This window comes from Flavobacterium praedii, from assembly GCF_026810365.1.
Lineage (GTDB): Bacteria > Bacteroidota > Bacteroidia > Flavobacteriales > Flavobacteriaceae > Flavobacterium > Flavobacterium praedii.
Genome location: NZ_CP113948.1, coordinates 1787520 through 1811630 on the forward strand (window position 1 = coordinate 1787520; position 24111 = coordinate 1811630).

The following is a 24111-nucleotide window of genomic DNA, read 5'->3' on the forward strand; positions in this document are numbered from 1 at the left end:
ATATGAAATATCAAAAACTCTGACAGAATACTGAGACTAGACACCAAATACTTCTCATGATTTTATTAAAAAAAATTAAAATTAAAATCCATAAATAAATTCAAAGCCTTATTTTTGCGCTATGGCAAAGAAAAATACAGACAAAGTTGTCTTTCATCAAATAAAAGTCCTTGATGCTGGTGCAAAAGGCGTTTCGGTGGCAAAAGCTCCCGATGGAAAAGTAGTTTTTATCCCAAATGTAGTTCCTGGGGATGTGGTTGATGTGCAAACTTTTAAGAAGCGTAAAGCATATTATGAAGGCAAAGCAGTTTATTTTCATGAATTTTCAGAATACCGCGTAGAACCAATTTGCGAACATTTTGGTGTTTGTGGCGGTTGCAAATGGCAAAACATGAACTACAACCAACAATTGGTTTTCAAACAAAATGAGGTAAAAAACCATTTGCAACGCATTGGAAAAATTGAACTCCCTGAATTTGAACCCATTTTAGGTTCTGAAAAGCAGTTTTTTTATAGAAATAAAATGGAATTTTCGTTTTCGAACAGCCGTTGGTTGACTGAAGCCGAAATTGGAAACGAAGAAGATTTAGGTAATAGAAATGCACTTGGTTTTCACATTCCAAAAATGTGGGATAAAATATTAGACATTAACAAATGCCATTTACAGGAAGATCCATCCAATGCTATACGTAACGAAGTTCGCGCTTTTGCCAACGAGCATGGTTTGACTTTCTTTAACCCGAGAGCGCACGAAGGTTTACTAAGAACCTTGATGTTGAGAACGGCTTCGACAGGAGAAATCATGGTTTTGATTCAGTTTTTTGAAAACGACAAAGCCAACAGAGAGTTAATTCTAGATCATCTTTACGAGAAATTCCCTCAGATTACGTCCTTGCAATATGTGGTAAACAATAAAGCAAACGATACTTTGTATGACACCAATATCAAATTATACAAAGGAAGAGATTACATCTTGGAAGAAATGGAAGGACTAAAATTTAGCATTAATGCCAAATCTTTTTACCAAACCAACTCGGATCAAGCGTATGAATTGTACAAAATAACCAGAGATTTTACTGGACTTACCGGTAACGAAGTCGTTTATGATTTGTACACTGGAACAGGAACAATTGCCCAATTTGTATCTAAAAATGCCAAAAAAGTAATTGGTGTAGAAAGTGTTCCAGAAGCGATTGTTGATGCCAAAGCCAATGCAAAACGCAATGAAATTACCAATTGCGAGTTTTTTGTTGGAGATATGAAAGTGGTTTTCAACGAAGAATTTATTGCACAACATGGCAAACCCGATGTGATTATTACGGATCCACCAAGAGATGGAATGCACAAAGACGTAATCGAACAAATTCTAAAAATAGAACCTTCAAAAGTGGTTTATGTGAGTTGCAACTCGGCTACTCAAGCTCGTGATTTGGCTTTAATGGATGAAAAATACAAGGTTACAAGAGTGCGCCCTGTGGATATGTTTCCGCAAACGCATCATGTAGAAAATGTTGTACTTTTAGAAAGACGATAAGCCGCCACTCCCTAACCCCCAGAAGGGGGAACAAGAAAAAATATGAAAAAAATAATTGCATTTTTACTGATACTTGGTTTCGCCTCATCCAGTTGTGAACCGGATGACATTTGTGACCCAAATACTCCCACTACACCAAGAATGCTTATTCAGTTTTATGACATTTCAAATCCTTCCGTTAAAAAGAATGTAACCAATTTAAAAATTATTGGAGAAGGAAAAACGGAAGGTGTAGTTTTAAACACAAGTAGTACAACTGAAACAAAATATTTATCAAATGCAGATACTGTTTTGTTGCCATTAGACACTGAGACTGATGTTGTAAAATATAAGTTCATTTTAAACTTTGGCAATTCAAACCCTTTATTGGTTAATGAAGACAATTTGGAAATTAAATATACTCGTGAAAATATATATGTTTCCAGAGCTTGTGGTTTCAAAACCAATTTTAATCTAGATCCAATTTCACCTCTAATACATACCGACGCTTCTACAGCAGATGATAAATGGATGCAATACATATCCGTCGCAAAAAATAACATAGCAAATGAAAATGAAATTATCATTAAAATATTCTTTTAGTATTTGCTTTTTGTTGTCATTATTTTTTGCTCAAGCACAAGAAAAGACTACAACAAGCAAAGAGCAAGGAGTTACAATAACCGAATCTAAAAGTATAGTTACTTCTAAAAAGAAAGCTGATAAAAAACTTGAAATAGTTGAAAAAGACAGCATCAAACCCAAAACGGATCGTTATGGATTGATCGTTGGTGTCGATATAAATAAAATCGCACGATCACTTTACGATACTGATTACAAAGGAATTGCCTTTACAGGCGATTATCGGTTAACTAAAAACTACTACCTATATGGTGAACTTGGAAATGAAAACATCACTGTAGATGACCCTCAATTAAATACTACTAGCAAGGGGTCATATATAAAAGTAGGATTTGATTATAATGCGTATACAAATTGGTTGGATATGGAAAATCGTATCACTTTGGGAATGCGTTATGGCTTTGGAACATTTAGTGAGACATTAAACAGTTATGAAATTTACAATCCTCATCCTTATTTCCAGCAATCTCCAAGCGTAACATCTGGAACTACCTTTGATGGTTTAACAGCAAGTTGGGCCGAAGTAGCTGCTGGAGTAAATGTAAAAGTTTTTAATAATATTTATGTAGGCTTTAGTCTGCAATTGAAAATGTTAATTACAAATTCCGAACCTACAAACTTTGAAAACCTATACATTCCAGGATTCAATAGAACGTATGATGGTAATTTTGGAGCTGGATTTACCTACAGTGTTTCTTATTTTATTCCTATCTATAAAAAGAAAGTTACTGCCACCAAAAAAGTAGCGCCAAAAAAATAAAAGTATAACAAAACCCAATAAAAAAGGAGAACAATTGAAATTTAAAACTCAATTGTTCTCCTTTTATTTTAGTTAAAAACTAAACTGCTATTTATCCGATTTCTTTAATCCCTTTAACAAACAACCAAGACATGAAAAGCTTTTCACCATCTTTGGTTTTTACAGCTTGAAATTTTGGCGCCAATATAGTACCTGCAATAAATGCGGTCATCGGAATCCAAAAACCAGTTAAATTGGTGTAATGTTCTACCAAATAACGAAACAAGACAAACAATATTGCAAAGCAGCCTAAATTGTATAGAAACGCTCTTACCTGTAATTTTGACATTTTTTTAAATTTAAAATATAAATTCAAAATTAATTCAAAATCTAGATAATTCTCCATAAAAACAATTATTTATTTTACCTCATTGATAAGCTTTTTAAAATACAAACCAATCAATTACAATTTTAATAATTAACTTTACTTTTTTTGTATTGATTTATGTATTAATTTTATCAAATACCAAAAAATAAAAATACCAACTTTTTGACTACTAGCAAAATACACTATACTAATGAATAAATTAATATTGAGAATTATATTTTTTATTGTAAAATACATCAACTCAAATTTATTTCGATTCCAAATGCAAAACGTTAAACTGTCTAATTGAATGTTTTTTCAAAAAATAGAAACCTATTAATTAAAATAGAATAAAAATATTAATCCACCTTAAGCCATCCAATTATGGAAAATGAAGTTTACTTAATTGAAAAACGAGAGAATGAAATTTTTATAACTGTAACTGTTTCAACACACGGTATTGCAACTACAGAAATAAAATTATTCCAAGATGGAAGCATCATTAATAAAGGATTTTCAAACAATGGAGCCGGTTTAATCAGCAAAACAAGCTTAGGAATAGACAGTAAACTTAATGGTGCTACAGTAAAAATAGAAACAGATATTGTTTTGACAAAAGTGCCAAAATCGGCTTGGGAAAATTGTTTCAAAAATTTAGAGATTCATTATTATTTGGAAGGTGGCAAAGCCAATCAAAAACAGCCAATAGAATTACTTGTGTCCGAAAAAAAGAAAAGTAGTAGTGGAGAAACTATTGTTGCTGTAAAAAGGATAGACTTGCTTTTGGGATAAATGATATTTCAATAAAATAAAATTCAACCAATCTATTTTCTGATGAAAAATAAAATACTGGCTATACTAATACTCTTCTGTTCATTTCCATTATTTGCACAAGATATTGAAATTAAAGATCTAAAAACACTGAATGCACCTGGATTTCAAATTCTTGACATTGCGCCCAATACTATTGATAAACCTTCAAACCCAAAAGCGTTTGCAGCAAGTCTTATGAGTTTAACAAGTAATGGAACAGCACTTCCAAAAAACGTTGCACTTGAAATTTCACCTTATTGGTATTTTAAAAATAAAAATGCAACCGTTTCTCAATATTTAAACATCCAAGAAAATAATAAATCAAATTCATTCTCCGGGTTATTCAACAAAATGAGTATCTCAATTGCATCGGTTTTGAATGATTCGACTTCAGGAAGTTTAGTGAAAAACACAAACTATATTGCTTTTGGCGTTAGAACAAATGTGTTTACTTTTCGAAATGAGAAACAAAATCAAAAATTAAGGACAGCATTGGATAACTTTTCCAAAAGAGTAATTGAATTACGACCCAACCAAAAAGGCACTGATTCCCTTGAGATTCTACTCAATGCAACATCATATAAAATCAGAAAACTTTACAATGAACTAATGACTGAAAATAACGATTCATTAAAGCGGGTCATCAATGAAAAATACATAAATGCCATTTCTCAAAAAACACTGATTAAAAAGAAATTAGATGATTTAGAAAATCAAGCTCCTGATTTATTAGAAACCAACATAAAAAAAGATACGCTCAGTCAAAATTACCTTAAAGAACTAGATGATCTCCCTTTATTTCAATTAGATGCAGCCTTTGCTTATTCAGAAGCCTTTCCAGAAAATAAAACAGAAAACAAACGCTTCAACAGAAGTGGTATATGGATAAATGCAACACTAAATGCGTTCAGTTTTGACCATGAAGAGCTGAATGATAATCTTTCGCTCATGATGTGCTCCCGATATATCAGTGACAATATACTAATAGAAAACACAGTAAATGAATTTGACAAACAAAATGCTTTTGATTTAGGCTTCAAGATAGAATATTCCATAAAAGAATTATCCCTTTCCTTTGAATATTTAAAAAGAGACTATTCGAATAACAGCAACTTGAATAGCGAAAGAAGAGTTGGAACATTACAATACAAAATCAGCGATAATTTATACCTCACAGGATCTTACGGAACCAATTTTGGCTTTGACAAATCGCTATTTACAGTTTTTGGTATAAACTACGGGCTTGGAAAATCTGATTTAAAGTCAAAATAAAAACAATCAGGATCTAGGTTTAAAAACTCAAAAAAAATCCGAAAAAAAAATCCAACAATTAAACTTTTTAAGTTGCAATTATTGGAATCCTTTTTAAACTAAGATTTTAAATACTGTGACCTATTAACTTATATCCGAATTCTGATTTTGAAACTTCGTTCTCTTACTTCCTTCGTACATTTCGTATTTCACTAAACGGGCTTCAAGGCTTGCATTAAAAAGTTTTATTTTTCGAGAAGGTTTTAACCCTACATATTTCAGCGCTTCTAGGTTTGCTGTAATAAACCAAGCATTTGTACCCGGATAATTTTTTTTCAAGGTATCTCCAATACTTTTATAAAATTCTTCCATGTGAATATCCAAACGCTCATCATATGGCGGATTGAAAACGATATGCAATTTCCCTTCTGACGTTTTCTCAGTATCAAAGAAGTTTTGCTCTTCTATCTTAATGTATTCATCAAGATTGGCATTCTTAATATTATCTCTTGCTTTTTGAACTGCAGATGGAGCTTTATCATACCCTTTTATAGTATAATGAAATTCGCGAACTCGCTTCAATAAACTATCTTGAATATTATCAAACAAATCGTTGTCCCAATCGTTCCATTTTTCGAAAGCAAACTCCTTACGATTTATATTCGCAGGAATATTACAGGCGATCATTGCTGCTTCGGCAAGAAAAGTTCCAGAACCACACATGGGATCCAAGAAATCCGTTTGGCCATCCCAACCCGAAAGCAATAAAATACCCGCTGCCAAAACCTCATTTATAGGAGCAATGTTCGTAGCCGTTCTATACCCACGTTGGTGCAATGAATTCCCAGAAGTATCCAAAGCTACCGAAACCTGATCTTTATCAATATGAATATTGATTCGCAAATCAGGAAAAGCCTTGTCAATACTTGGTCTTTGTCCCGTTCTTTCACGAAATTGATCTACAATAGCATCTTTACATTTTTGAGACACAAACTCCGAATGATTAAAATACTCCGAATGTACCGTTGCATCAATCACAAAAGTCTGATTTGCATTGATATATTTAGACCAATTTGTACCTCTTATTCCTTTATATAACGATTGCTCGTCTCTTGCTTTAAAAAAATAAATCGGTTTCAATATCTTCAAAGCTGTACGCAAGGATAAATTTGCTTTGTACATAAATCCTTTATCCCCCTTAAAACTAACCATTCTCACTCCCTGCTCTACATCCTGTGCGCCCAGTAATGTCAACTCTTTTGCTAGTATTTCTTCAAAACCAAAAAAGGTTTTAGCAATCATCTTAAAATTCTCCATATCACCCTAACCCCCAAATGGGGGAATTGTTATCATTAATATTCAGCAAAAATACACTAAATTTGCGGGACTTAAATTAATTGAAAAAGAATAAATGCCAGATTTAAACAATCCTAAATCAAATAACAGTATCCAGAACGCAACCAACGGTACCAATTCCGATGGGGAAAACTGGTTTGCATCATGGTTCGACAGTCCTTATTATCATATTCTTTACAAAGAAAGGAACTATAGAGAAGCGCAATTGTTTATGGACAATTTAACTCATTATCTTAATCTTCCCGAAAAAGCCAAAGTACTTGACCTTGCTTGTGGAAAAGGCCGTCATTCTATTTACTTAAACCAACTGGGATACAATGTCATAGGAGCCGATTTATCCGAAAACAGTATTCTAGAAGCGCAAAAAAACAGCAATAAAACCCTGCATTTTCAAGTACATGACATGCGCGAAACCTTTGAAGATAAATTTGATGCCATTTTCAATTTGTTTACCAGTTTTGGATATTTCGAAAACGATGAGGACAATCTAACCACACTAAAAGCCATTAAAGAAAGCTTATCCGAATATGGTTTCGCTGTAATCGATTTTATGAATGTACCCAATGTACTTAATACTTTGGTTCCAGAAGAAGTAAAACAAGTTGATGGAATTAATTTTCACATTAAACGTTACCTAAAAGAAGGTCATATTTATAAAGAAATTGACTTTGAAGACCAAGGTAAAAAATACCATTTCACCGAGAAAGTAAAAGCACTTACATTAAAAGACTTTGAACAAATGATGGAAGAAACAGGCATCTTTTTATTGGATATTTTTGGAGATTACAAACTAAAAAAATTCCATAAAACGGAGAGCGAAAGATTAATTATGATTTTTAAGTAATTGGTTCTACCACAAAACAAACGATTAAACAAAAAACATGAATTATCTTTTGCCTTTACTTTCCGTACTTATTGGTTATATTATTGCTTTGTTTCTAAAGCCAAAAAGTAAAACCAACCTCAAACTTTTACTGGCTTTTAGTGGTTCGTTCTTGCTATCTCTAACTGTAATGCATATTTTGCCAGAGGTATATGAAAGTAAAAACCACAACATCGGCCTTTTTATAATGTTGGGTATTTTGTTCCAAATCATTTTAGAGTTTTTTTCCAAAGGTGCCGAACACGGTCACGTACACGGACATGCCAAAATGTACCAAATTCCTTGGTTATTATTCATCAGCCTTTGCATCCATGCTTTTCTTGAAGGATTTCCGGTAAGTCATCATCACGATTTAGCCATAGGAATTGCAATTCATCATTTACCCATAGCCATCATTTTGACCTCCTTTTTTGTGAGTTCCAGTCTTAATAAAAAAGCTATTTTTTTATTCATGGTCACTTTTGCAGTTATGACACCGCTAGGCACCGTAGTATCAGAATATATTCCTCAATTTAACAACTATTATTCAGAGATAACTGCGATCGTTATTGGTATATTATTCCATATTTCATCCACTATTATTTTTGAAAGTAGCGAAGGACACAAATTCAATATCGCCAAAGTATCCATGATCGTAATTGGAATACTTCTTGCCTATCTTATCTAAAAAAATTACTTCTTTAGTCCTATAAAAATCTTTGGGCGTGACCCCATTAAGCAAAGGGGCTTATTTATAGTATCGCTCATAGAGCCCCTTCGCTCAATGCGGTCGGGCAATCCGCGCTACTTCGGTAGCTAGCTCCTGTCCCTCACGCAATTCACGTATCAAACAACATTGATCTTCAAAAAGCACCCCAAATTGGTTTTATTTAATTGCAATTTAAGAGGTCTATTCATAATGAAAATATTTTGATTACGCACAATTAATCCAAATAATTTGCATTATCAAAAACAATACTGTTAATTTGTCTCAATATAAACTGAGAAGTTTCTGTCCATAGTAGAATTACCACAAAAAAAGTACTAAATTTAACTAACAGGAAAATGATGAGAAAAAATAAAAACAAAACACTAACTATTAGAGACATACATGTTTAGTGTTTTCAAAAAAAAACCTAGAGCATATTCCAAAATTGAAAATCATATTTTCGGAATAATTACCGAGTTGCTAAAAATTGGAGCAACCGATATTAATTGCGACGAATTGGGTGGAAAATACTATTTAAGCAATGAAGAACAACACTTTAGAGTTACAATATTTAGTAATGAATCTGTAATACGATTGACCAACACACGAGATTCTGTTGCTGAAAAATACGATAAATTTTTTGTAGAAAATGTTCTAAAAGCAGTAAAAGAAGAAAAACACCGCAGAATGGAATTGGTGTGCGATTCAATTACAAATAGCATCGAAAAGATGGCAGAACGTTTGCATAATGTACTTATTGAATCAAACGAAGAAGAAGTAAAAAAAAGTAAAGATGAAGAAGACGCATATCTAAAAAGCGTTTAGTTTATTAAAAAATCAGATCACATCCTCATTGACATTTATAAAAATAATTCAGTTTTTAACGACTTTATTGTTCCAACCGTATTTTCTCAAATGGAGACTTCTTAATAATTCTAAGAACACCTGTTTCTAAAACATACTTTCAATTCCAATGTTTTACTAAAGAAAAAAATTATTTATTTATCTGCATTAAATAATACATTCAACATCTTTCATTTATTTAATACCAAAATATAAGCTTTATATTAAATTTTGCCTTTTTTGAAATAGTTGATTTTATTCCAGTTTTTTCATCTATCAGAGAATAGATAACTTTTAAAATTCCCTAACTTTACCAACCCACAAAAAGTTGTCAATTTTAAAGCAAAACAATGAACTTCACAAAGACTACCGAACAATCTTCCAAATACGAACATTTGGAAAAAATGTCCGTTCAAGAATTACTTTCCAATATCAATAAAGAAGACCAAACCGTTCCTTTTGCTGTAGAAAAAGCATTACCGCAAATAGAAACATTGGTTACCGAAATTGTAGCCAAAATGAAATTAGGTGGACGCTTATTTTACATTGGAGCAGGAACCTCAGGTCGTTTGGGAATCTTGGATGCTTCAGAATGTCCTCCAACTTTTGGAGTTCCTTTCGATTTGGTTGTTGGAATTATAGCAGGAGGTGATACCGCTATTCGCAAAGCCGTAGAAAATGCCGAAGACAACGCAACACAAGCTTGGGAAGATTTAAAAGCATTCAATGTAAACGAAAATGATGTGGTTGTTGGTATTGCCGCTTCCGGAACAACGCCTTATGTTATAGGAGGTTTGCAAACCTGCAATGCCAAAAATATTAGTACCGGAAGTATTTCCTGCAATGCCGGAAGTCCACTTTCACAAACGGCAAAATTCCCCATAGAAGTTATTGTTGGGCCAGAATTTGTGACGGGAAGTTCCAGAATGAAAGCTGGAACTGCACAAAAATTAGTACTGAATATGATTACGACTTCCACAATGATTCAGCTTGGAAAAGTGAAAGGAAACAAAATGGTCGATATGCAATTGAGCAACAGCAAACTGGTTGATCGTGGTGTAAAAATGATTATGGATGAAATTCCTGTTACCTACGAAGAAGGCTCCGAATTATTAAAAACACACGGAAGCGTGAGAAAAGCAGTAGATTTTTATAACAACAAATAGAAAATAGTCTTTAACAAAAACTATAAAATACAAAAATGGCAAACAAAGAGCACTTAGCAAAAGGAATCAAATATTTAACGGGTGCTTTACCCCTTATGTTTATAGGGCCATCAGTGATTTATAATGCATTTATGAATCAGAAAAATGATTGGCACTATTTGGTTTTGGCCATTGGAATCATTGCGTGTCTAGCATCGATGGTTTTAATGTTTGTGGGTTTGAAAATAATAATGAAAGGCATATTTAACGACTAATTTGTATCTTTACAAAAAATGCAATTATGGATATTCAAGCAGAAATAAACTGGATTCATCAAGAAATCGACAAAGTAAAAGACCCCTCTTTTATAGAAAAAATTAAACACCTATTGCAGTCTATCAATTCCACTTCGGAAGATACTGCAATTGAATATAATCTTGATATTGATAATGCATTAGAAAGTATTAAAGACGGACGTTTTTATTCAGAAGAAGAAGCTAAGGAAATTTCAAAAAAATGGGGAAGAAAATAATCTGGTCTTATGATGCATTAGAACAGTTGGAGGATATTCATTTTTATATTTTTTTTGAAAGCAAATCAATTCGAATTGCAGATAAAGTAACTGACACTATCTTCGAAAGTACCGAAATCCTAAAAACTAATCCCGAAATCTACAAACTCGACATTCAAAAAGTCAATAACGACGAGAGTTTTAGAGTTTATTATATTTACGACTATAGTATTTCCTATCGAATTACTGATAGTTCCATTCAAATTCTCCGTGTGAGACATACTGCACGCAAATCCAAAAAACTCCCATGGAAAACCTAATTCACGTTCAAAAAACATTCGAAAAAGTCATATATCTTGACAAAAAAATCAACAATCGGGAATTTGAAGATTGCGTTTTCAAAAACTGTGATTTCTCCAATAGTGATTTCTCCTATAATACCTTTATGGATTGTGAGTTCATTGATTGTAATTTATCAATGACTCAATTAGGAGGAACAAGTTTAAAAATGGTTAGTTTCAAAAACTGTAAACTTCTAGGCATTCAATTTCAGAGCTGTGAAGATTTCTTGTTCAATGTTCAATTTCTGGAATGTGTTTTGGATTATTCTTCGTTTGCCAATAAAAAAATGCCCAAAACCAAATTTAATTCGTGTTCGATGAAAGAAGTTACTTTTATAGGAACAAATTTAACCAATTCGGTATTTAGCAACTGTAATTTGGATAATGCCATTTTTAACGATACTCTTTTGGCCGGAGTCGATTTTACAACCGCTTACAATTATAAAATAGATCCCGAATTCAATCCGATGAAAAAAGCAAAGTTTTCCAGTCAGGGAATTGTTGGTCTTTTGGATAAGTATGATATAAAGATTGAATGATGATCCGAATCAAATTAACACCTTTGTCAAAGTTTTGAACTTTGACAAAGGCTCACGAAAATAAGCATCAGTTGTTACAATTTAATTTACCGTATGGAACTCCAAGAACAATTTTCACACATAACGACGCTCATATCAAAAGCAAAAGAGAATGCTTTCCATGCTGTAAACAAGGAATTGGTAACTCTTTATTGGCATGTTGGGGAGTATGTAAGCCAGCAAGTAGAAAAGAAAGCTTGGGGTAAATCGGTTGTAAAAGAGTTATCCCTTTTTATTCAGCAGTCAGAACCCAATATAGTTGGGTTTTCTCCTCAAAATATATGGAGAATGAAGCAATTTGTTGAGACCTATAAAGATTTTCCAAAACTCGCAACACTTTCGAGAGAATTAAGCTGGTCACAAAATAGACTGATTTTACCGCTTAAAAGTCCAGAGGAACAAGAATTTTACTTACTTTTTTGTATCAAGGAAAAATGGTCAGTTAGAGAACTTGAAAGACAAATCAATACATCTTGTTTTGAACGTATAATGCTTGCAAATGAAAAACTCGCCACACTGTCGGGAGTTTTTCCAAAAGAAGTAACAAACACTTTTAAAGATACATATGTATTAGAATTACTTCAATTACCTGAAAGTCATTTAGAGAAAGATTTAAGAAAAGCAATTACACAAAACATAACCAAATTTCTATTGGAATTTGGGCGAGACTTTGCTTTTATGGGAGAAGAATATCCATTGCAGGTAGGAAATCAAGATTTCGCCATTGATCTTTTGTTTTATAACAGAACCCTAAATTGTATGGTCGCTATTGAAGTGAAAATAGAAAAATTTAAACCCGAACATTTAGGACAGCTTAATTTTTATCTTGAAGCACTAGACAGAGATATTCGCAAACCACATGAACAACCCAGCATTGGTATATTGTTGTGCAATGGCAAAGATGACATTGTTGTAGAATATGCTTTAAGCCGAACAGTATCGCCGACATTAGTAGCCGATTATCAAACAAAACTTCCTAGTAAAGAACTACTACAGCGCAAGTGGAAAGAGATTTTAGAGTCACTCGATACGGGATATAGTAACGAACAAGAAATATTTTAATTTATGAATGCAACCACATCCTATCTTGAAAGCGTAAAAAAGCAATTTCTCTACTATAAAATGTTGGGAGAAAAAGCCATGGAGCAACTAGAGCCGGAACAACTTTTTGTATCTATAAACAAAGACACCAATAGTATTGCCGTGATTGTAAAACACCTTACGGGAAATATGGTGTCACGTTGGACCGATTTCCTAACTACAGATGGTGAGAAAGAAACAAGAAACCGTGATACTGAATTTGAAAATGATTTACAAACCAAAGATGAGTTATTGATCTCTTGGAATGCAGGTTGGGATTGCTTTCTCAGCGCTTTAGACGGTTTGCAAACAGATCAACTTTCGGAGATAATTTACATCAGGAATGAAGGTCATACGGTTATTGAAGCCATCAACAGGCAACTGGCGCATTATCCGTATCATATTGGTCAAATTATTTTTTATGCCAAACAATTAAAAAATAGTGACTGGAATAGTTTATCCATTCCAAAAAATAAATCGAATAGTTATAATGCCGATAAATTTGCACAAGAGAAATCGATTAAAAATTTTACGGAAGAAGAATTTAGAAGATTGAAATAAGACAACGAACATCACTGCCCCAGATGGAAGTGAAAACCCCGCAGGGCTATACCCTATTTTTTCCTGCTCCAAAAGAGCGACCAAAGGAAGCTCCTTTTGGGGCATTGGAAAAAAAGGGGATAGCACGAGGAGTTGCAACGAACAGCTGGACAAGGCCCAAATAATACTTAAAACGACTTGAAATGAAAAAAATAATAATGCTTTCTCCACTATTACTCTTTATGTCCTGTTATAATACGGATCGCAACTGTGCTGACTTTAAAACTGGGAAATTTAAATTTGAATATGAAATTGACGGAATTAAAAAAACTACAGTCTTTGAACGTAATGACAGTATTGAAATTGAGACTTTTGAGGGTAAAACGGACACTTCAACAGTACGTTGGGTGAATGATTGCGAGTATGTTTTGCAAAAAAAACATCCTAAAAACAAGGCCGAAGAGAAGGCAATTGACATGAAAATCTTGACAACTACAAAAAATTCCTATACCTTTGAATTTGGAATGATGGGTGTTGATGAGAAACAACGCGGTACAGTTACCAAAATTTCAAATTAAGAAACACATACTAAACCTCTAAGAATATAAAATGGAAGTATTTTTGAACCCCGATGCTTGGATTGCCTTATTAACATTAACGTTTCTCGAAATTGTTTTAGGTATTGATAACATCATTTTTATCTCTATTGCAACTGGAAAATTAGCAATTGAAGACCGTAAAAAAGCTACTAAAATAGGAATGTTTTTAGCCATGTTCATGAGAATTGGGCTTTTGTTTGGAATCAATTTTTTGATCCAAATGAAAAAACCCTGGTTCACGATAGATTGGGCTTGGTTACATGCTGGAATTACGGGGCAAAGTGTTATTTTATTATTAGGGGGCTTATTCTTAATTTATAAAAGTACGAATGAAATACGTGAAAAAGTAGACGAAAGAGGTCATGAAGAAAAAGAATTAGGCAAGGCTGCGGCAAAATCTTTTCAAAGTGTAATACTTCAAATTATAATGATAGACTTGGTTTTCTCTTTTGACAGTATTTTGACTGCTGTTGGTATGACCAATGGCGTTGAAGGTGCTTTGTATATAATGATTACTGCAGTAGTTATTTCGGTTTTGATTATGATGCAATTCGCGGTTCCTGTTGGAAATTTTGTCAACAAACATCCATCTATTCAAATTTTGGGTTTATCCTTTTTAATTTTAATTGGGTTTATGTTATTGACCGAAAGTGCCCATTTATCTAACGCCCTTATTTTTGGCAGTCATGTGACTCCTGTTCCAAAAGGGTATTTGTACTTTGCTATTTCATTCTCCTTATTTGTAGAAATATTAAACATGAAAATGACCAAAAAGAAAAATTCATAATAGGATTCAAAGAATCCAGTTACCAAAAGTAGCTGGATTTTTTTTTACATAATTTATTATCGTTTCAGTACAATGAAAAATACTATTTCCCATAGAGTTGCCGATTTTTTAAAAAACTTCCCTCCTTTTACCTTTTTAAACCAAAAAGATATCGAAATCCTTTCGGAACAAATTTCTATCATCTATAAAGAAAAAGACAGTGTTATTTTTTCAGAAAATGAAGAAACACATCATTCATTTTATGTAGTTCATAAAGGAGCTGTCGCACTAAGGAAAAGTCCAAAAAACAACATTATCGATATGTGTGATGAAGGAGATGTTTTTGGTTTAAGACCACTTATCGCTAATGAAAACTACAAAATGGAAGCTAGAACTTATGAAGAAAGTATTCTTTATGCTATTCCTATTTCAATTTTTAGACCTTATGCACTAGAGAATAAAGATGTTGGTAATTTTTTGATTCAAAGTTTTGCTTCAAATACTCGAAATCCATATTCCAAAAGTCATAGAGGAAAACTATACGGAGAAACTTTAGCTGGAGAAATTCTGGATACTGATACCAAATTATTTGATATTCAACCCGTAAAATATTCTAAAAAAATAGTCACTTGTTCGTCTATAACTTCAGCAAAAGTAATAGCCCAAATTATGACCAAAAAAAATGTTGGCGCAATACTTGTTGTAGAAGATAAACTCCCCATTGGAATCATTACCGATAAAGATTTAAGAAACAAAATTGTAACTGGTGAATTTCCAATCACAACATCGGCATCAGAAATAATGACAAGTCCTGTAATTACTTATCATAAAAAACTGACTACCACGCAAGCACAAATGGCAATGATGAAATGTAACATCAGTCATATTTGTTTAACAAAGGATGGTACTCCAAACACAAAAGCGGTTGGAATCCTTTCTAAACATGATGTGATGGTTTCGCTAGGAAACAATCCAGCCGTATTGATAAAAGCGGTAAAAAGAGCCAAAAAATATAAGGAAATAAAACCCATACGAGCCAATATCATGCAATTATTACAAGGCTATTTGGATCAAAATATCCCAATCACGCTGACATCAAAAATAATTACAGAATTGAATGATGTGTGTATTCAACAAGTAATTGAAATTGCATTAAAAAAAATGAGTACCCCACCACCTGTCAAATTTGCTTGGTTGGCCATGGGAAGTCAAGGGCGCAGTGAACAATTATTACAAACTGATCAGGACAATGCTTTAGTTTATGAAGATGTACCAGAAGAATTAAAAGAGAAAACTAAAAAATATTTCTTGGAATTAGCCACTCATGTCAACAAAGGATTATTTGAAATTGGTTATGATTATTGCCCAGCCGAAATGATGGCATCTAATCCTAAATGGTGTTTGAGTCTTGATGAATGGAAAAAACTTGTACACCATTGGATTACAAATACCGGAAAAGATGAAGTCCTATTATCTTTCATATTTTTTGATTACAGCCTTTCGTATGGCGATAGCGAACTGGCAAACAAGCTATCCGATTATATACTAGAAGATATAAAAGCAAATCCTGTATTTTATCTTCATTTGGTGAGTGGTGCATTACAAAGTCCTTCTCCAACAGGATTTTTTAGAGAATTTTTATTAGAACAAGATGGGGCTAACAAAGATTTTTTTGATATAAAAAGAAGGGCACTAATGCCATTGAGTGATGCCGCAAGAGTTTTGATTTTATCTCATTCCGTAAAATCCATCAGTAATACTCCAGAACGTTTTGAAAAATTAGCGGAATTGGAACCGCAGAATAAAGAATTGTACCTAGCTTGTTCTTATTCCTATAGAGCATTATTAAAATTTAGAACAAAACAAGGACTTTTGCATAATGATTCCGGTCAATATATTGCTTTGGGAGATTTAACCAAATTAGAAAAAATAAAACTCAAGAGTACCTTTAAAACTATTAAAGAAATACAAGAGATTATTTCTATTCGCTTTAATCCATCAAATATTTTGTAATGGAAAATTTTTATATAAAATGCAAAGCAATTGTATTTAGTTTTCTAGAATACTTTAAAAAACCAATTGACGAATCCTTCTTAAAAACAGTCGAAAGTACTCGATTTGTAGTTTTAGATACTGAAACTACTGGTTTTGATTACACCACTGATCGAATACTATGCATTGGTGCTGTCACTTTACAAAATGGAGTAATCGCTATTCCAGAAAGTTTTGAAATTTTTATAGAGCAAGAACATTATGATGAAAATACGGCGAAAATACATGGGATTCTAAAAGATTGGATCATTAAAAGACCGTCAGAACTGGAAGCTTTAGAACAATTCCTTACTTTTTTGGATGATGCAATAATTATTGCCCATCATACTTTTTTTGATATAACAATGATTAATTGCGCTTTAGAAAGAAACAATCTCCCTAAATTAAAAAACAAAACGTTAGACACTGCTTTTCTTTATAAAAAAACACTAATTATATCCAATCTTTTGGAACGAAAAGAACATTACACATTGGATGATCTTGCCGATAAATTTGATATTTCAAAAAAAGACCGCCATACTGCAATGGGAGATGCTTACATAACCGCTATCGCTTTCTTGAAAATTGTAAAAAAGTTGAAGGATAAAAAAGGTAAATCCGAATTTACTTTAAGAGATTTATTTAATTAAGAAAAGCTCCTTTTGGAGCTTTTCTTGATTCTAAAACAAAACAACCTGACCATCATCTTCCAATTGAATGTCCGAATCGTCAATATTAGTATCTCCTTTAACTTCTAATTCTTCTGGAATAATTTCCTCAGGAACTTCGTAAGGCAATGGTTCTAATAAATTTACTTGTTTCAGTTTATCGGTAGTCAATTGATTTCCTAGTGCTTTAAAACCTTTTACAGCTATAAACGACTCAATATCTACAGTCTGATTTTCTTTTTGAACTCCTTTTATTTTAGGAAAAACGAGTTCGGCTACAGGACGATAATCTGTTGCTACGATTTCTAATCTTGAATTAGGATGTTCTGTGATAAATGATTCCTCTTTATTTTCGGTTTCTACCAAGAAACGTTTGATGTAATAACGCTCTTTTTCACCATCATAATAAATGGCCGAAATTGGTTTTTTAGGAATCCATTTCTCCAAGACAATCATATCTTCATCAAAGTGTGTAGATAACTCAGGCGTAATGACTTTGATTTTTCCCGCTTGTGATACCACCAAAATTTTATCACTTGGTCTAAATTCGCCCAACAGTTCTCCCCTAGCATCAACATTCAATCGTTGAACGGTATCATCAAACCAAACTTTTCTAGGCAATAAAGTCGAAATTCCTTTCTCCTTCAATTCAATTTTCTTAATTGGATATTTAGAAACTAAATTCCCTTTGGAAGCACGACCTTTAATTGCTAAAGAAGCAAAATCAATATCAAATTTCAATTTCTTTATACTTCCCACTTGTCGCAATAAAATGGTAATAACCTCTGCTTCTCCATTTGGATTGCAAGAAAAATATAAAATTTGTGATCCCGCAGTTTCATTCGTTAAATCATACGGTTTGTCACGTGTAACCCCCGTCACATTAAATCGCTTGATATACGATGGACCAGATTTTCCATCACGATAAATCATATTATAAATGGTTCGTTTGTCACTTTTGTCAAAAATAGCAATATGAATAATATCTTTTCCAACAAAGGTTTTTGCATCGACTTTGGTAATCATCATTTTTCCGTTTCTTAGAAAAACAATTACATCATCAATATCGGAACAATCGGTAACATATTCGTCTTTTTTCAAGCTTGTCCCAACGAAACCTTCTTCCCTATTTACATATAATTTGGTATTTCTTAAAACCACTTTTGTAGCTTCGATATCATCAAAAATACGCAACTCGGTTTGGCGTTCTCTGCCTTTTCCGTACTTCTCTTTTAGCTTTGTAAAATAAGCAATCGCAAAATCAACTAAATTAGCTAAGTGATGCTCTACTTCCTTCATTTCTTCTTCTAACTTAGCAATAAAGTCATCAGCTTTGTCAGAATCGAAACGAGTAATACGAATCATTGGAATTTGAGTTAATCGATGCAAATCATCATCATGAATATCTCTAACAAATGATTTTTTGAAAGGCTCAAAACGATCATATAAATAGACATACAGCGACTCTCTATCTCCATACAACTTAAATTCAATGTACATTTCTTCCCGAATAAAGATTTTCTCTAAAGTTGAGAAATGCCATTTATTTTTTAATTCTTCTAATTGAATTTCTAATTCTTGTCGAAGCAAATCAACCGTTCTGTTCGTCGAAATCTTCAACATATCCGAAACCCCAATAAACAACGGTTTATTATCCTCAATCACACAACCCAATGGCGCTACCGAAGTTTCGCAGGCTGTAAAAGCAAATAAGGCATCGATCGTTTTATCTGGAGAAACCCCAGGGAAAAGATGAATTAATATCTCAACCTCAGCAGCGGTATTGTCTTCAATTTTTTTGATTTTGATTTTACCTTTATCGTTGGCTTTCAAAATACTGTCAATCAAAGTCGTCGTATTAGTCGAAAACGGAATTTGAGTAATCACCAACGTATTTTTGTCAAGTTGACCAATTTTGGCACGAACACGAACACGTCCGCCACGCAATCCATCATTATAATTGGACACATCGGCAATACCTTGTGTCAAGAAATCCGGATATAAGGTAAATGGTTTTCCTTTTAAGATTTTAATTGACGAATCAATCAGCTCATTAAAGTTATGAGGTAAGACTTTGGTCGAAAGACCTACTGCAATCCCCTCCGCTCCCGACGCCAGTAATAATGGGAATTTTACCGGTAAATTATTCGGTTCGGCACGACGTCCATCATAAGAAACACCCCAATCGGTGATTTTCGGAGAATACAATACTTCCAAAGCAAATTTTGACAAACGTGCTTCGATATAACGAGAAGCCGCAGCTCCATCACCCGTCAAGATATTCCCCCAGTTCCCTTGGCAATCGATTAATAATTCTTTCTGGCCAATTTGTACCATTGCATCACCAATACTTTGATCCCCATGCGGGTGATACTGCATGGTGTGACCAACAACATTGGCAACCTTATTGTAACGACCATCGTCCAACTCTTTCAAAGAGTGCATGATTCTTCGTTGCACGGGTTTGAAACCATCCTCAATAGCAGGAACAGCACGTTCTAGAATTACATAAGAAGCATAATCCAAAAACCAATCTTTGTACATTCCTGTAACTTTGGTAATGGTATCGCCTTCCTCATTATCATTCTCATAAAAATGCCCGCCTTCAAAATGTTTGGCTTCTACTTCAATAATTTCATCGGAATCAGTATCATCCTGATTTTCATCATTTGATTGATCTTCCGAATTATTTTCTTCGTTTGCTGGGATTATGTTATCGTCTTCTTCGTCTTTCATTTATGCTGAATTTATTTCAGTTTATTCTTTTATAAAAAATTTTACCAACTCTTTGAATATGCTCAATTAAACTTTCCGATTTCAAATCATTATAAATTGAAATATCGAATTTATACGGAATAAAGCTATCATCTAGTTTGTGCCACAACTTATTTAAATCTTTTTTATCGACATTTCCCTTTAGTGTAATATCTATATCCGAACCCTCTTTAAAATTTCCCTTGGCTCTGGAACCATATATAACAACCTCATCAATAGAAGAACAATCTTCAATTATTGATAAAATCTCTTCCCAACTTTTAGGATATATTCCAAACATTACAAATAAGTTTTCATTTTATTTTCAAAATCTATAAAAACAGGAAAATAATCATTTAGAATAATTTCTAAAATTGCTAAAACTTCACTTTCATCGTATATGTGAGAAGTCAAATTCCTGCTTTTAATCATATCAAACCAAACATCACCATTTGAAATAAGTCCAACATTAAATGCTTCTTTGACTGCAATTTTACTCCCAAACAAATCTGTTTTCCCTTGGTCTTCCAGGAAGTCTTTCATTACTTTCCATGATAATTCTTGCGAAACTTCAAAAGCTTGTATCACACCTTGTAATTCTAATTCAGTGTAATCTCGTTCATTTTTTAACTCTTTGGCATTTTTTAATTGCCTAAAAGCTTTTACAAAATGCTCAAATCTTTGCTTCCAACGAATATCTTGATTTTCCATAGTTTCAAATTACAAAATTAATTGTATTAAATCTTCTCTGCTTGGCAGAATTGTTTTGTATTTACTGGCAAATATTTGCTCGATTTTCATTTAGAAAAGATATCGAAAAATTAATATTTAACCCGTTGGGTGAAATTAATTGATTTGAATTTTAATGTTATTAATTGGTCTGTCAAATATAAATTTATTGATATATTGAACCATTGTTAATGCTGTAATTTTTGCTAAAATTCTGGTTTTAAAACCTTCGAAAGATTTAGCATAGTTGTTTCTTATTTTGAATTGGTCGCATAATTGTGAGAACAAAGTTTCTATTCTTTTTCTTGATTTTCTAAATATATATGGTTGTTTTACATACCCTTTTTGATTCATTCTCATTGGTGTTTCTAAAACTATATTTGCTGTTTGAAATAAATCTAATTGTTGGGTTGAAGATAAATATCCTCTGTCTCCAAGTAACACGCAATCAGATAATTGATTTTTTGCATCATTCAAAATTTGAACATCATGAACACTTGCTTTAGTGATATCAATGGAATGAAACACTCCAGAAACCGAACAAATTCCATGTAATTTATAGCCATAAAACCAAGTGTCTTGCGATGCACAAAATCCTTTAGAGGGAGCAGTCTCAAAATCTTTTTTACAAATTTTAAGCCTATTTTCTCTAGCTTTTTTACATATTTCCAAAGGCATACTGTCTATAATGAAATAGTCTTCAAATTCTAAAAACGAACTAGCTAAAGTTGTTCTGATTGTTTCTGAAAATTCAAACAATTTTCTGCGTCTTTTGTTGAACTGACTTCGTTCAATTAAATTCGGAATTGATGTATTAGCTAATTGTTTGAACAAATCATTTTCACTGTCAATAGACATATACTCAGCGGTTAAACTCAAAGCAACTACTTCAATATCATTCATTTTTGCTTTTCTGCCAACTTGAAATTTATTGTTCAAATCAATATTCAAAGAACTTATAACTTCTAAAACTCTAAAATAATTTTTTACTATATTTGACATGGATATTGGTTTGTTTTTCGACTTCAAGATACTGAATTTCAGTATCTTGACCAATATCTTTTACTTATTTATTTCCTTATAATAATTTCACCCAACGGGTTAATATTTATCCTAAATAATACCAAACTTGAGTTTTTAGAAATACTAGACAGTGTTTCATAATTCTTGATTTACAAAATCCACAATACTGTCTCGGATTTTTAAATTTGAAAATCGCAGACAGTGCCTAGGATTTTCAATAAAGTATTAAACTTATTTCACTTCTTCCAAAACATCAATCTCTACCTTCAAATTCTTGATAATAAAATCTTGTCGGTCTGGAGTATTTTTACCCATATAAAACGACAATAACTGTTCGATTGAAGTGTTTTTATCCATCATAATAGGATCAAGACGAATGGTTTCTCCGATAAAATTTTTGAACTCGTCTGGTGATATTTCTCCCAATCCCTTAAATCGAGTGATTTCTGGTTTTGGTTTTAGTTTTTCTATGGCGTCTTTTCGCTCTTCTTCCGAATAGCAATAAATGGTTTCTTTTTTGTTTCGTACTCTAAAAAGCGGTGTCTGCAAAATATACAAATGCCCTTCTTTGATTAATTCTGGGAAAAACTGCAAGAAAAAAGTAATCAACAGCAAGCGAATGTGCATTCCATCGACATCGGCATCGGTTGCAATTACGATGTTGTTGTAACGCAATTTTTCCAATCCATCTTCAATGTCTAACGCCGCTTGCAATAAATTGAATTCTTCGTTTTCATACACGATCTTTTTACTCATTCCATAGGAGTTCAAAGGCTTACCACGCAAACTAAAGACCGCTTGGGTATTTACATCACGAGATTTGGTAATCGACCCCGAAGCCGAGTCCCCCTCGGTAATAAACAAAGTGCTTTCTAAACTCTTAGGATTTTTGGTATCCGGAAGATGCGCACGGCAATCCCTTAATTTTTTATTGTGCAGATTGGCTTTTTTGGCACGATCAGTAGCTAGTTTTCGAATCCCTGATAATTCTTTACGCTCGCGTTCGGCTTGAAGAATTTTTCGCAATAAAGCATCTGCTGTTACTGGATTTTTGTGCAAATAATTGTCCAGTTTTGTTTTCACAAAATCATTTACAAAAGTACGAACAGAAGGCATTCCTAGTTCAGAACCCATATCGGTAGATCCCAATTTGGTTTTTGTCTGTGACTCAAAAACAGGTTCCATCACTTTGATACTTATCGCACTCACAACCGATTTACGTACATCCGAAGCTTCAAAACTTTTGTTGTAAAACTCTCTGATTGTTTTTACAATTGCCTCACGATAAGCCGCGAGATGCGTTCCTCCCTGTGTGGTGTTTTGTCCATTAACAAATGAGTGGTATTCTTCACTATATTGGGTTTTACTGTGGGTCAAAGCCATTTCGATATCATCTCCTTTGAGGTGAATAATCGGATACTCTAAATCATCAGCGTGTATGGTTTCTTCCAGTAAATCTTTTAATCCATTTTCGGAATAATATTTTTCGCCATTAAAAATAATCGTCAGTCCATTGTTTAAGTAACAATAGTTTTTGAGCATTTTGATGACATACTCATATCTGAATTTATAATTTTTAAAGATGGTCTCATCTGGAATAAAAGACACTTTTGTTCCTTTTCGTTTCGTAGTTTCAATTATATCTTCCTCCAAAACCAAATTACCTCCAGAAAACTCGGCAGCTTTTTGTTTTTCGTCACGAACAGATTCAACACGAAAAAAATGAGACAAAGCATTCACAGCTTTTGTCCCGACTCCATTCAAACCCACCGATTTTTTAAATGCCAATGAATCGTATTTACCACCGGTATTCATTTTGGACACCACATCAATTACCTTTCCTAATGGAATTCCACGGCCATAATCACGAACGGTAACTGTTTTGTCCTTAATGGTAACTTCGATGGTTTTGCCGGCACCCATTACAAATTCATCGATACAGTTATCGAGAACTTCTTTTAATAAAATATAAATACCATCGTCTGGCGAAGAACCATCCCCTAGTTTTCCGATGTACATCCCAGGACGCATACGGATGTGTTCTTTCCAGTCGAGAGAACGAATATTATCTTCGGTATATTGATTTTGATCTGACATTTTGGAATTTTATCGAATTTAACTGCGTTCTGTTTGATCCTTGCTTTTCACACAGACCTCGAGTGTGCTAATGTAGTGTAATCTGATAAAATTTAAAAGAGGATTACCGCAAAGTTATCAAAAATAATATTGACAGATTTGAATGTGAATTTTA

The 24111-nt window shown here is 33.0% G+C and carries 26 protein-coding genes; 19 read left to right on the plus strand and 7 right to left on the minus strand.

The features are described 5' to 3' along the window. The first annotated feature begins 121 nt into the window (after positions 1 to 121). From rlmD to OYT91_RS07635, 3 genes are read left to right on the plus strand one after another with little or no spacing between them, the layout of a single operon-like run. Positions 122 to 1534, plus strand: a complete 1413-nt coding sequence (rlmD, locus tag OYT91_RS07625) for a 23S rRNA (uracil(1939)-C(5))-methyltransferase RlmD (protein ID WP_281240161.1) — start codon at positions 122 to 124, stop codon at positions 1532 to 1534. 42 nt (positions 1535 to 1576) lie between these two features. Continuing rightward, on the plus strand, positions 1577 to 2116 hold the full coding sequence (locus tag OYT91_RS07630) for a DUF6452 family protein (RefSeq protein ID WP_281240162.1): 540 nt from the start codon (positions 1577 to 1579) through the stop codon (positions 2114 to 2116). Further along, a complete protein-coding gene (locus tag OYT91_RS07635) occupies positions 2088 to 2915 on the plus strand; it encodes a DUF6048 family protein (protein WP_281240163.1) in 828 nt (275 codons plus the stop codon). Before OYT91_RS07630 ends, OYT91_RS07635 begins: the two co-directional genes overlap by 29 nt. Positions 2916 to 3006: 91 nt before the next feature. On the opposite strand, the gene OYT91_RS07640 is transcribed toward OYT91_RS07635, so the two are convergent. Then, positions 3007 to 3243, minus strand: coding sequence for a hypothetical protein (locus OYT91_RS07640; protein WP_269222328.1), 237 nt, complete (start codon positions 3241 to 3243; stop codon positions 3007 to 3009). 402 nt (positions 3244 to 3645) lie between these two features. Between OYT91_RS07640 and OYT91_RS07645 the strand changes: the two genes are divergently transcribed. Together OYT91_RS07645 and OYT91_RS07650 are read left to right on the plus strand one after the other, a co-directional pair. Beyond that, positions 3646 to 4053: a hypothetical protein gene (locus OYT91_RS07645; RefSeq protein ID WP_281240164.1), complete on the plus strand. Its 408-nt coding sequence runs from the start codon at positions 3646 to 3648 to the stop codon at positions 4051 to 4053. 42 nt (positions 4054 to 4095) lie between these two features. Next, positions 4096 to 5346, plus strand: coding sequence for a hypothetical protein (locus OYT91_RS07650; RefSeq protein WP_281240165.1), 1251 nt, complete (start codon positions 4096 to 4098; stop codon positions 5344 to 5346). Positions 5347 to 5469: 123 nt separating this feature from the next. Here the strand turns inward: OYT91_RS07650 and OYT91_RS07655 are convergent, their stop codons facing one another. Further along, complete coding sequence (locus OYT91_RS07655) at positions 5470 to 6642, minus strand: THUMP domain-containing class I SAM-dependent RNA methyltransferase (RefSeq protein WP_281240166.1); 1173 nt, start codon at positions 6640 to 6642, stop codon at positions 5470 to 5472. A 94-nt stretch (positions 6643 to 6736) separates the two neighbouring features. Between OYT91_RS07655 and OYT91_RS07660 the strand changes: the two genes are divergently transcribed. From OYT91_RS07660 to OYT91_RS07725, 14 genes are all read left to right on the plus strand, one after another. Continuing rightward, complete coding sequence (locus OYT91_RS07660) at positions 6737 to 7525, plus strand: class I SAM-dependent methyltransferase (protein WP_281240167.1); 789 nt, start codon at positions 6737 to 6739, stop codon at positions 7523 to 7525. Positions 7526 to 7562: 37 nt separating this feature from the next. Further along, positions 7563 to 8231 carry a ZIP family metal transporter gene (locus OYT91_RS07665; RefSeq protein ID WP_281240168.1) on the plus strand — a complete coding sequence of 223 codons (669 nt, stop codon included), beginning with the start codon at positions 7563 to 7565 and terminating at the stop codon, positions 8229 to 8231. A 423-nt stretch (positions 8232 to 8654) separates the two neighbouring features. Continuing rightward, positions 8655 to 9077 carry a hypothetical protein gene (locus tag OYT91_RS07670; RefSeq protein ID WP_281240169.1) on the plus strand — a complete coding sequence of 141 codons (423 nt, stop codon included), beginning with the start codon at positions 8655 to 8657 and terminating at the stop codon, positions 9075 to 9077. 368 nt (positions 9078 to 9445) lie between these two features. After that, positions 9446 to 10261 carry an N-acetylmuramic acid 6-phosphate etherase gene (gene murQ / locus OYT91_RS07675; protein ID WP_281240170.1) on the plus strand — a complete coding sequence of 272 codons (816 nt, stop codon included), beginning with the start codon at positions 9446 to 9448 and terminating at the stop codon, positions 10259 to 10261. A gap of 35 nt (positions 10262 to 10296) precedes the next feature. Further along, positions 10297 to 10515 carry a DUF6095 family protein gene (locus OYT91_RS07680; protein ID WP_281240171.1) on the plus strand — a complete coding sequence of 73 codons (219 nt, stop codon included), beginning with the start codon at positions 10297 to 10299 and terminating at the stop codon, positions 10513 to 10515. A gap of 26 nt (positions 10516 to 10541) precedes the next feature. Further along, on the plus strand, positions 10542 to 10772 hold the full coding sequence (locus OYT91_RS07685; protein ID WP_281240172.1) for a hypothetical protein: 231 nt from the start codon (positions 10542 to 10544) through the stop codon (positions 10770 to 10772). Continuing rightward, positions 10757 to 11071 carry a type II toxin-antitoxin system RelE/ParE family toxin gene (locus OYT91_RS07690; protein WP_281240173.1) on the plus strand — a complete coding sequence of 105 codons (315 nt, stop codon included), beginning with the start codon at positions 10757 to 10759 and terminating at the stop codon, positions 11069 to 11071. Before OYT91_RS07685 ends, OYT91_RS07690 begins: the two co-directional genes overlap by 16 nt. Then, entirely contained in the window at positions 11059 to 11631 is a 573-nt protein-coding gene (locus OYT91_RS07695; RefSeq protein ID WP_281240174.1) for a pentapeptide repeat-containing protein, read from the plus strand. Before OYT91_RS07690 ends, OYT91_RS07695 begins: the two co-directional genes overlap by 13 nt. A gap of 93 nt (positions 11632 to 11724) precedes the next feature. Beyond that, complete coding sequence (locus OYT91_RS07700) at positions 11725 to 12732, plus strand: PDDEXK nuclease domain-containing protein (RefSeq protein ID WP_281240175.1); 1008 nt, start codon at positions 11725 to 11727, stop codon at positions 12730 to 12732. A 3-nt stretch (positions 12733 to 12735) separates the two neighbouring features. Next, the gene (locus OYT91_RS07705) at positions 12736 to 13311 is read left to right on the plus strand and encodes a DUF1572 family protein (protein ID WP_281240176.1); all 576 of its coding nucleotides are present in this window, start codon (positions 12736 to 12738) and stop codon (positions 13309 to 13311) included. A gap of 182 nt (positions 13312 to 13493) precedes the next feature. Beyond that, positions 13494 to 13868, plus strand: a complete 375-nt coding sequence (locus tag OYT91_RS07710) for a DNA topoisomerase IV (protein WP_269222314.1) — start codon at positions 13494 to 13496, stop codon at positions 13866 to 13868. Between the two features lie 31 nt (positions 13869 to 13899). After that, entirely contained in the window at positions 13900 to 14676 is a 777-nt protein-coding gene (locus OYT91_RS07715; RefSeq protein ID WP_269222313.1) for a TerC family protein, read from the plus strand. Between the two features lie 72 nt (positions 14677 to 14748). Then, positions 14749 to 16668, plus strand: a complete 1920-nt coding sequence (locus tag OYT91_RS07720) for a DUF294 nucleotidyltransferase-like domain-containing protein (protein ID WP_281240177.1) — start codon at positions 14749 to 14751, stop codon at positions 16666 to 16668. After that, positions 16668 to 17336, plus strand: a complete 669-nt coding sequence (locus OYT91_RS07725) for a 3'-5' exonuclease (RefSeq protein ID WP_281240178.1) — start codon at positions 16668 to 16670, stop codon at positions 17334 to 17336. Before OYT91_RS07720 ends, OYT91_RS07725 begins: the two co-directional genes overlap by 1 nt. Before the next feature lie 30 nt (positions 17337 to 17366). On the opposite strand, the gene OYT91_RS07730 is transcribed toward OYT91_RS07725, so the two are convergent. The 5 genes from OYT91_RS07730 to OYT91_RS07750 form a co-directional block, all read right to left on the minus strand. Further along, positions 17367 to 20090, minus strand: coding sequence for a DNA gyrase/topoisomerase IV subunit A (locus OYT91_RS07730; protein ID WP_281240179.1), 2724 nt, complete (start codon positions 20088 to 20090; stop codon positions 17367 to 17369). Between the two features lie 16 nt (positions 20091 to 20106). After that, a complete protein-coding gene (locus OYT91_RS07735) occupies positions 20107 to 20409 on the minus strand; it encodes a nucleotidyltransferase domain-containing protein (protein ID WP_269222311.1) in 303 nt (100 codons plus the stop codon). Then, positions 20409 to 20819, minus strand: coding sequence for a nucleotidyltransferase substrate binding protein (locus OYT91_RS07740; protein WP_281240180.1), 411 nt, complete (start codon positions 20817 to 20819; stop codon positions 20409 to 20411). The genes OYT91_RS07735 and OYT91_RS07740 overlap by 1 nt, the downstream gene beginning before the upstream one ends. Positions 20820 to 20954: 135 nt before the next feature. Next, entirely contained in the window at positions 20955 to 21839 is an 885-nt protein-coding gene (locus OYT91_RS07745) for an IS982 family transposase (protein ID WP_432419418.1), read from the minus strand. 252 nt (positions 21840 to 22091) lie between these two features. Then, positions 22092 to 23957, minus strand: coding sequence for a DNA topoisomerase IV subunit B (locus OYT91_RS07750; RefSeq protein ID WP_281240181.1), 1866 nt, complete (start codon positions 23955 to 23957; stop codon positions 22092 to 22094). Positions 23958 to 24111: the final 154 nt, after the last annotated feature.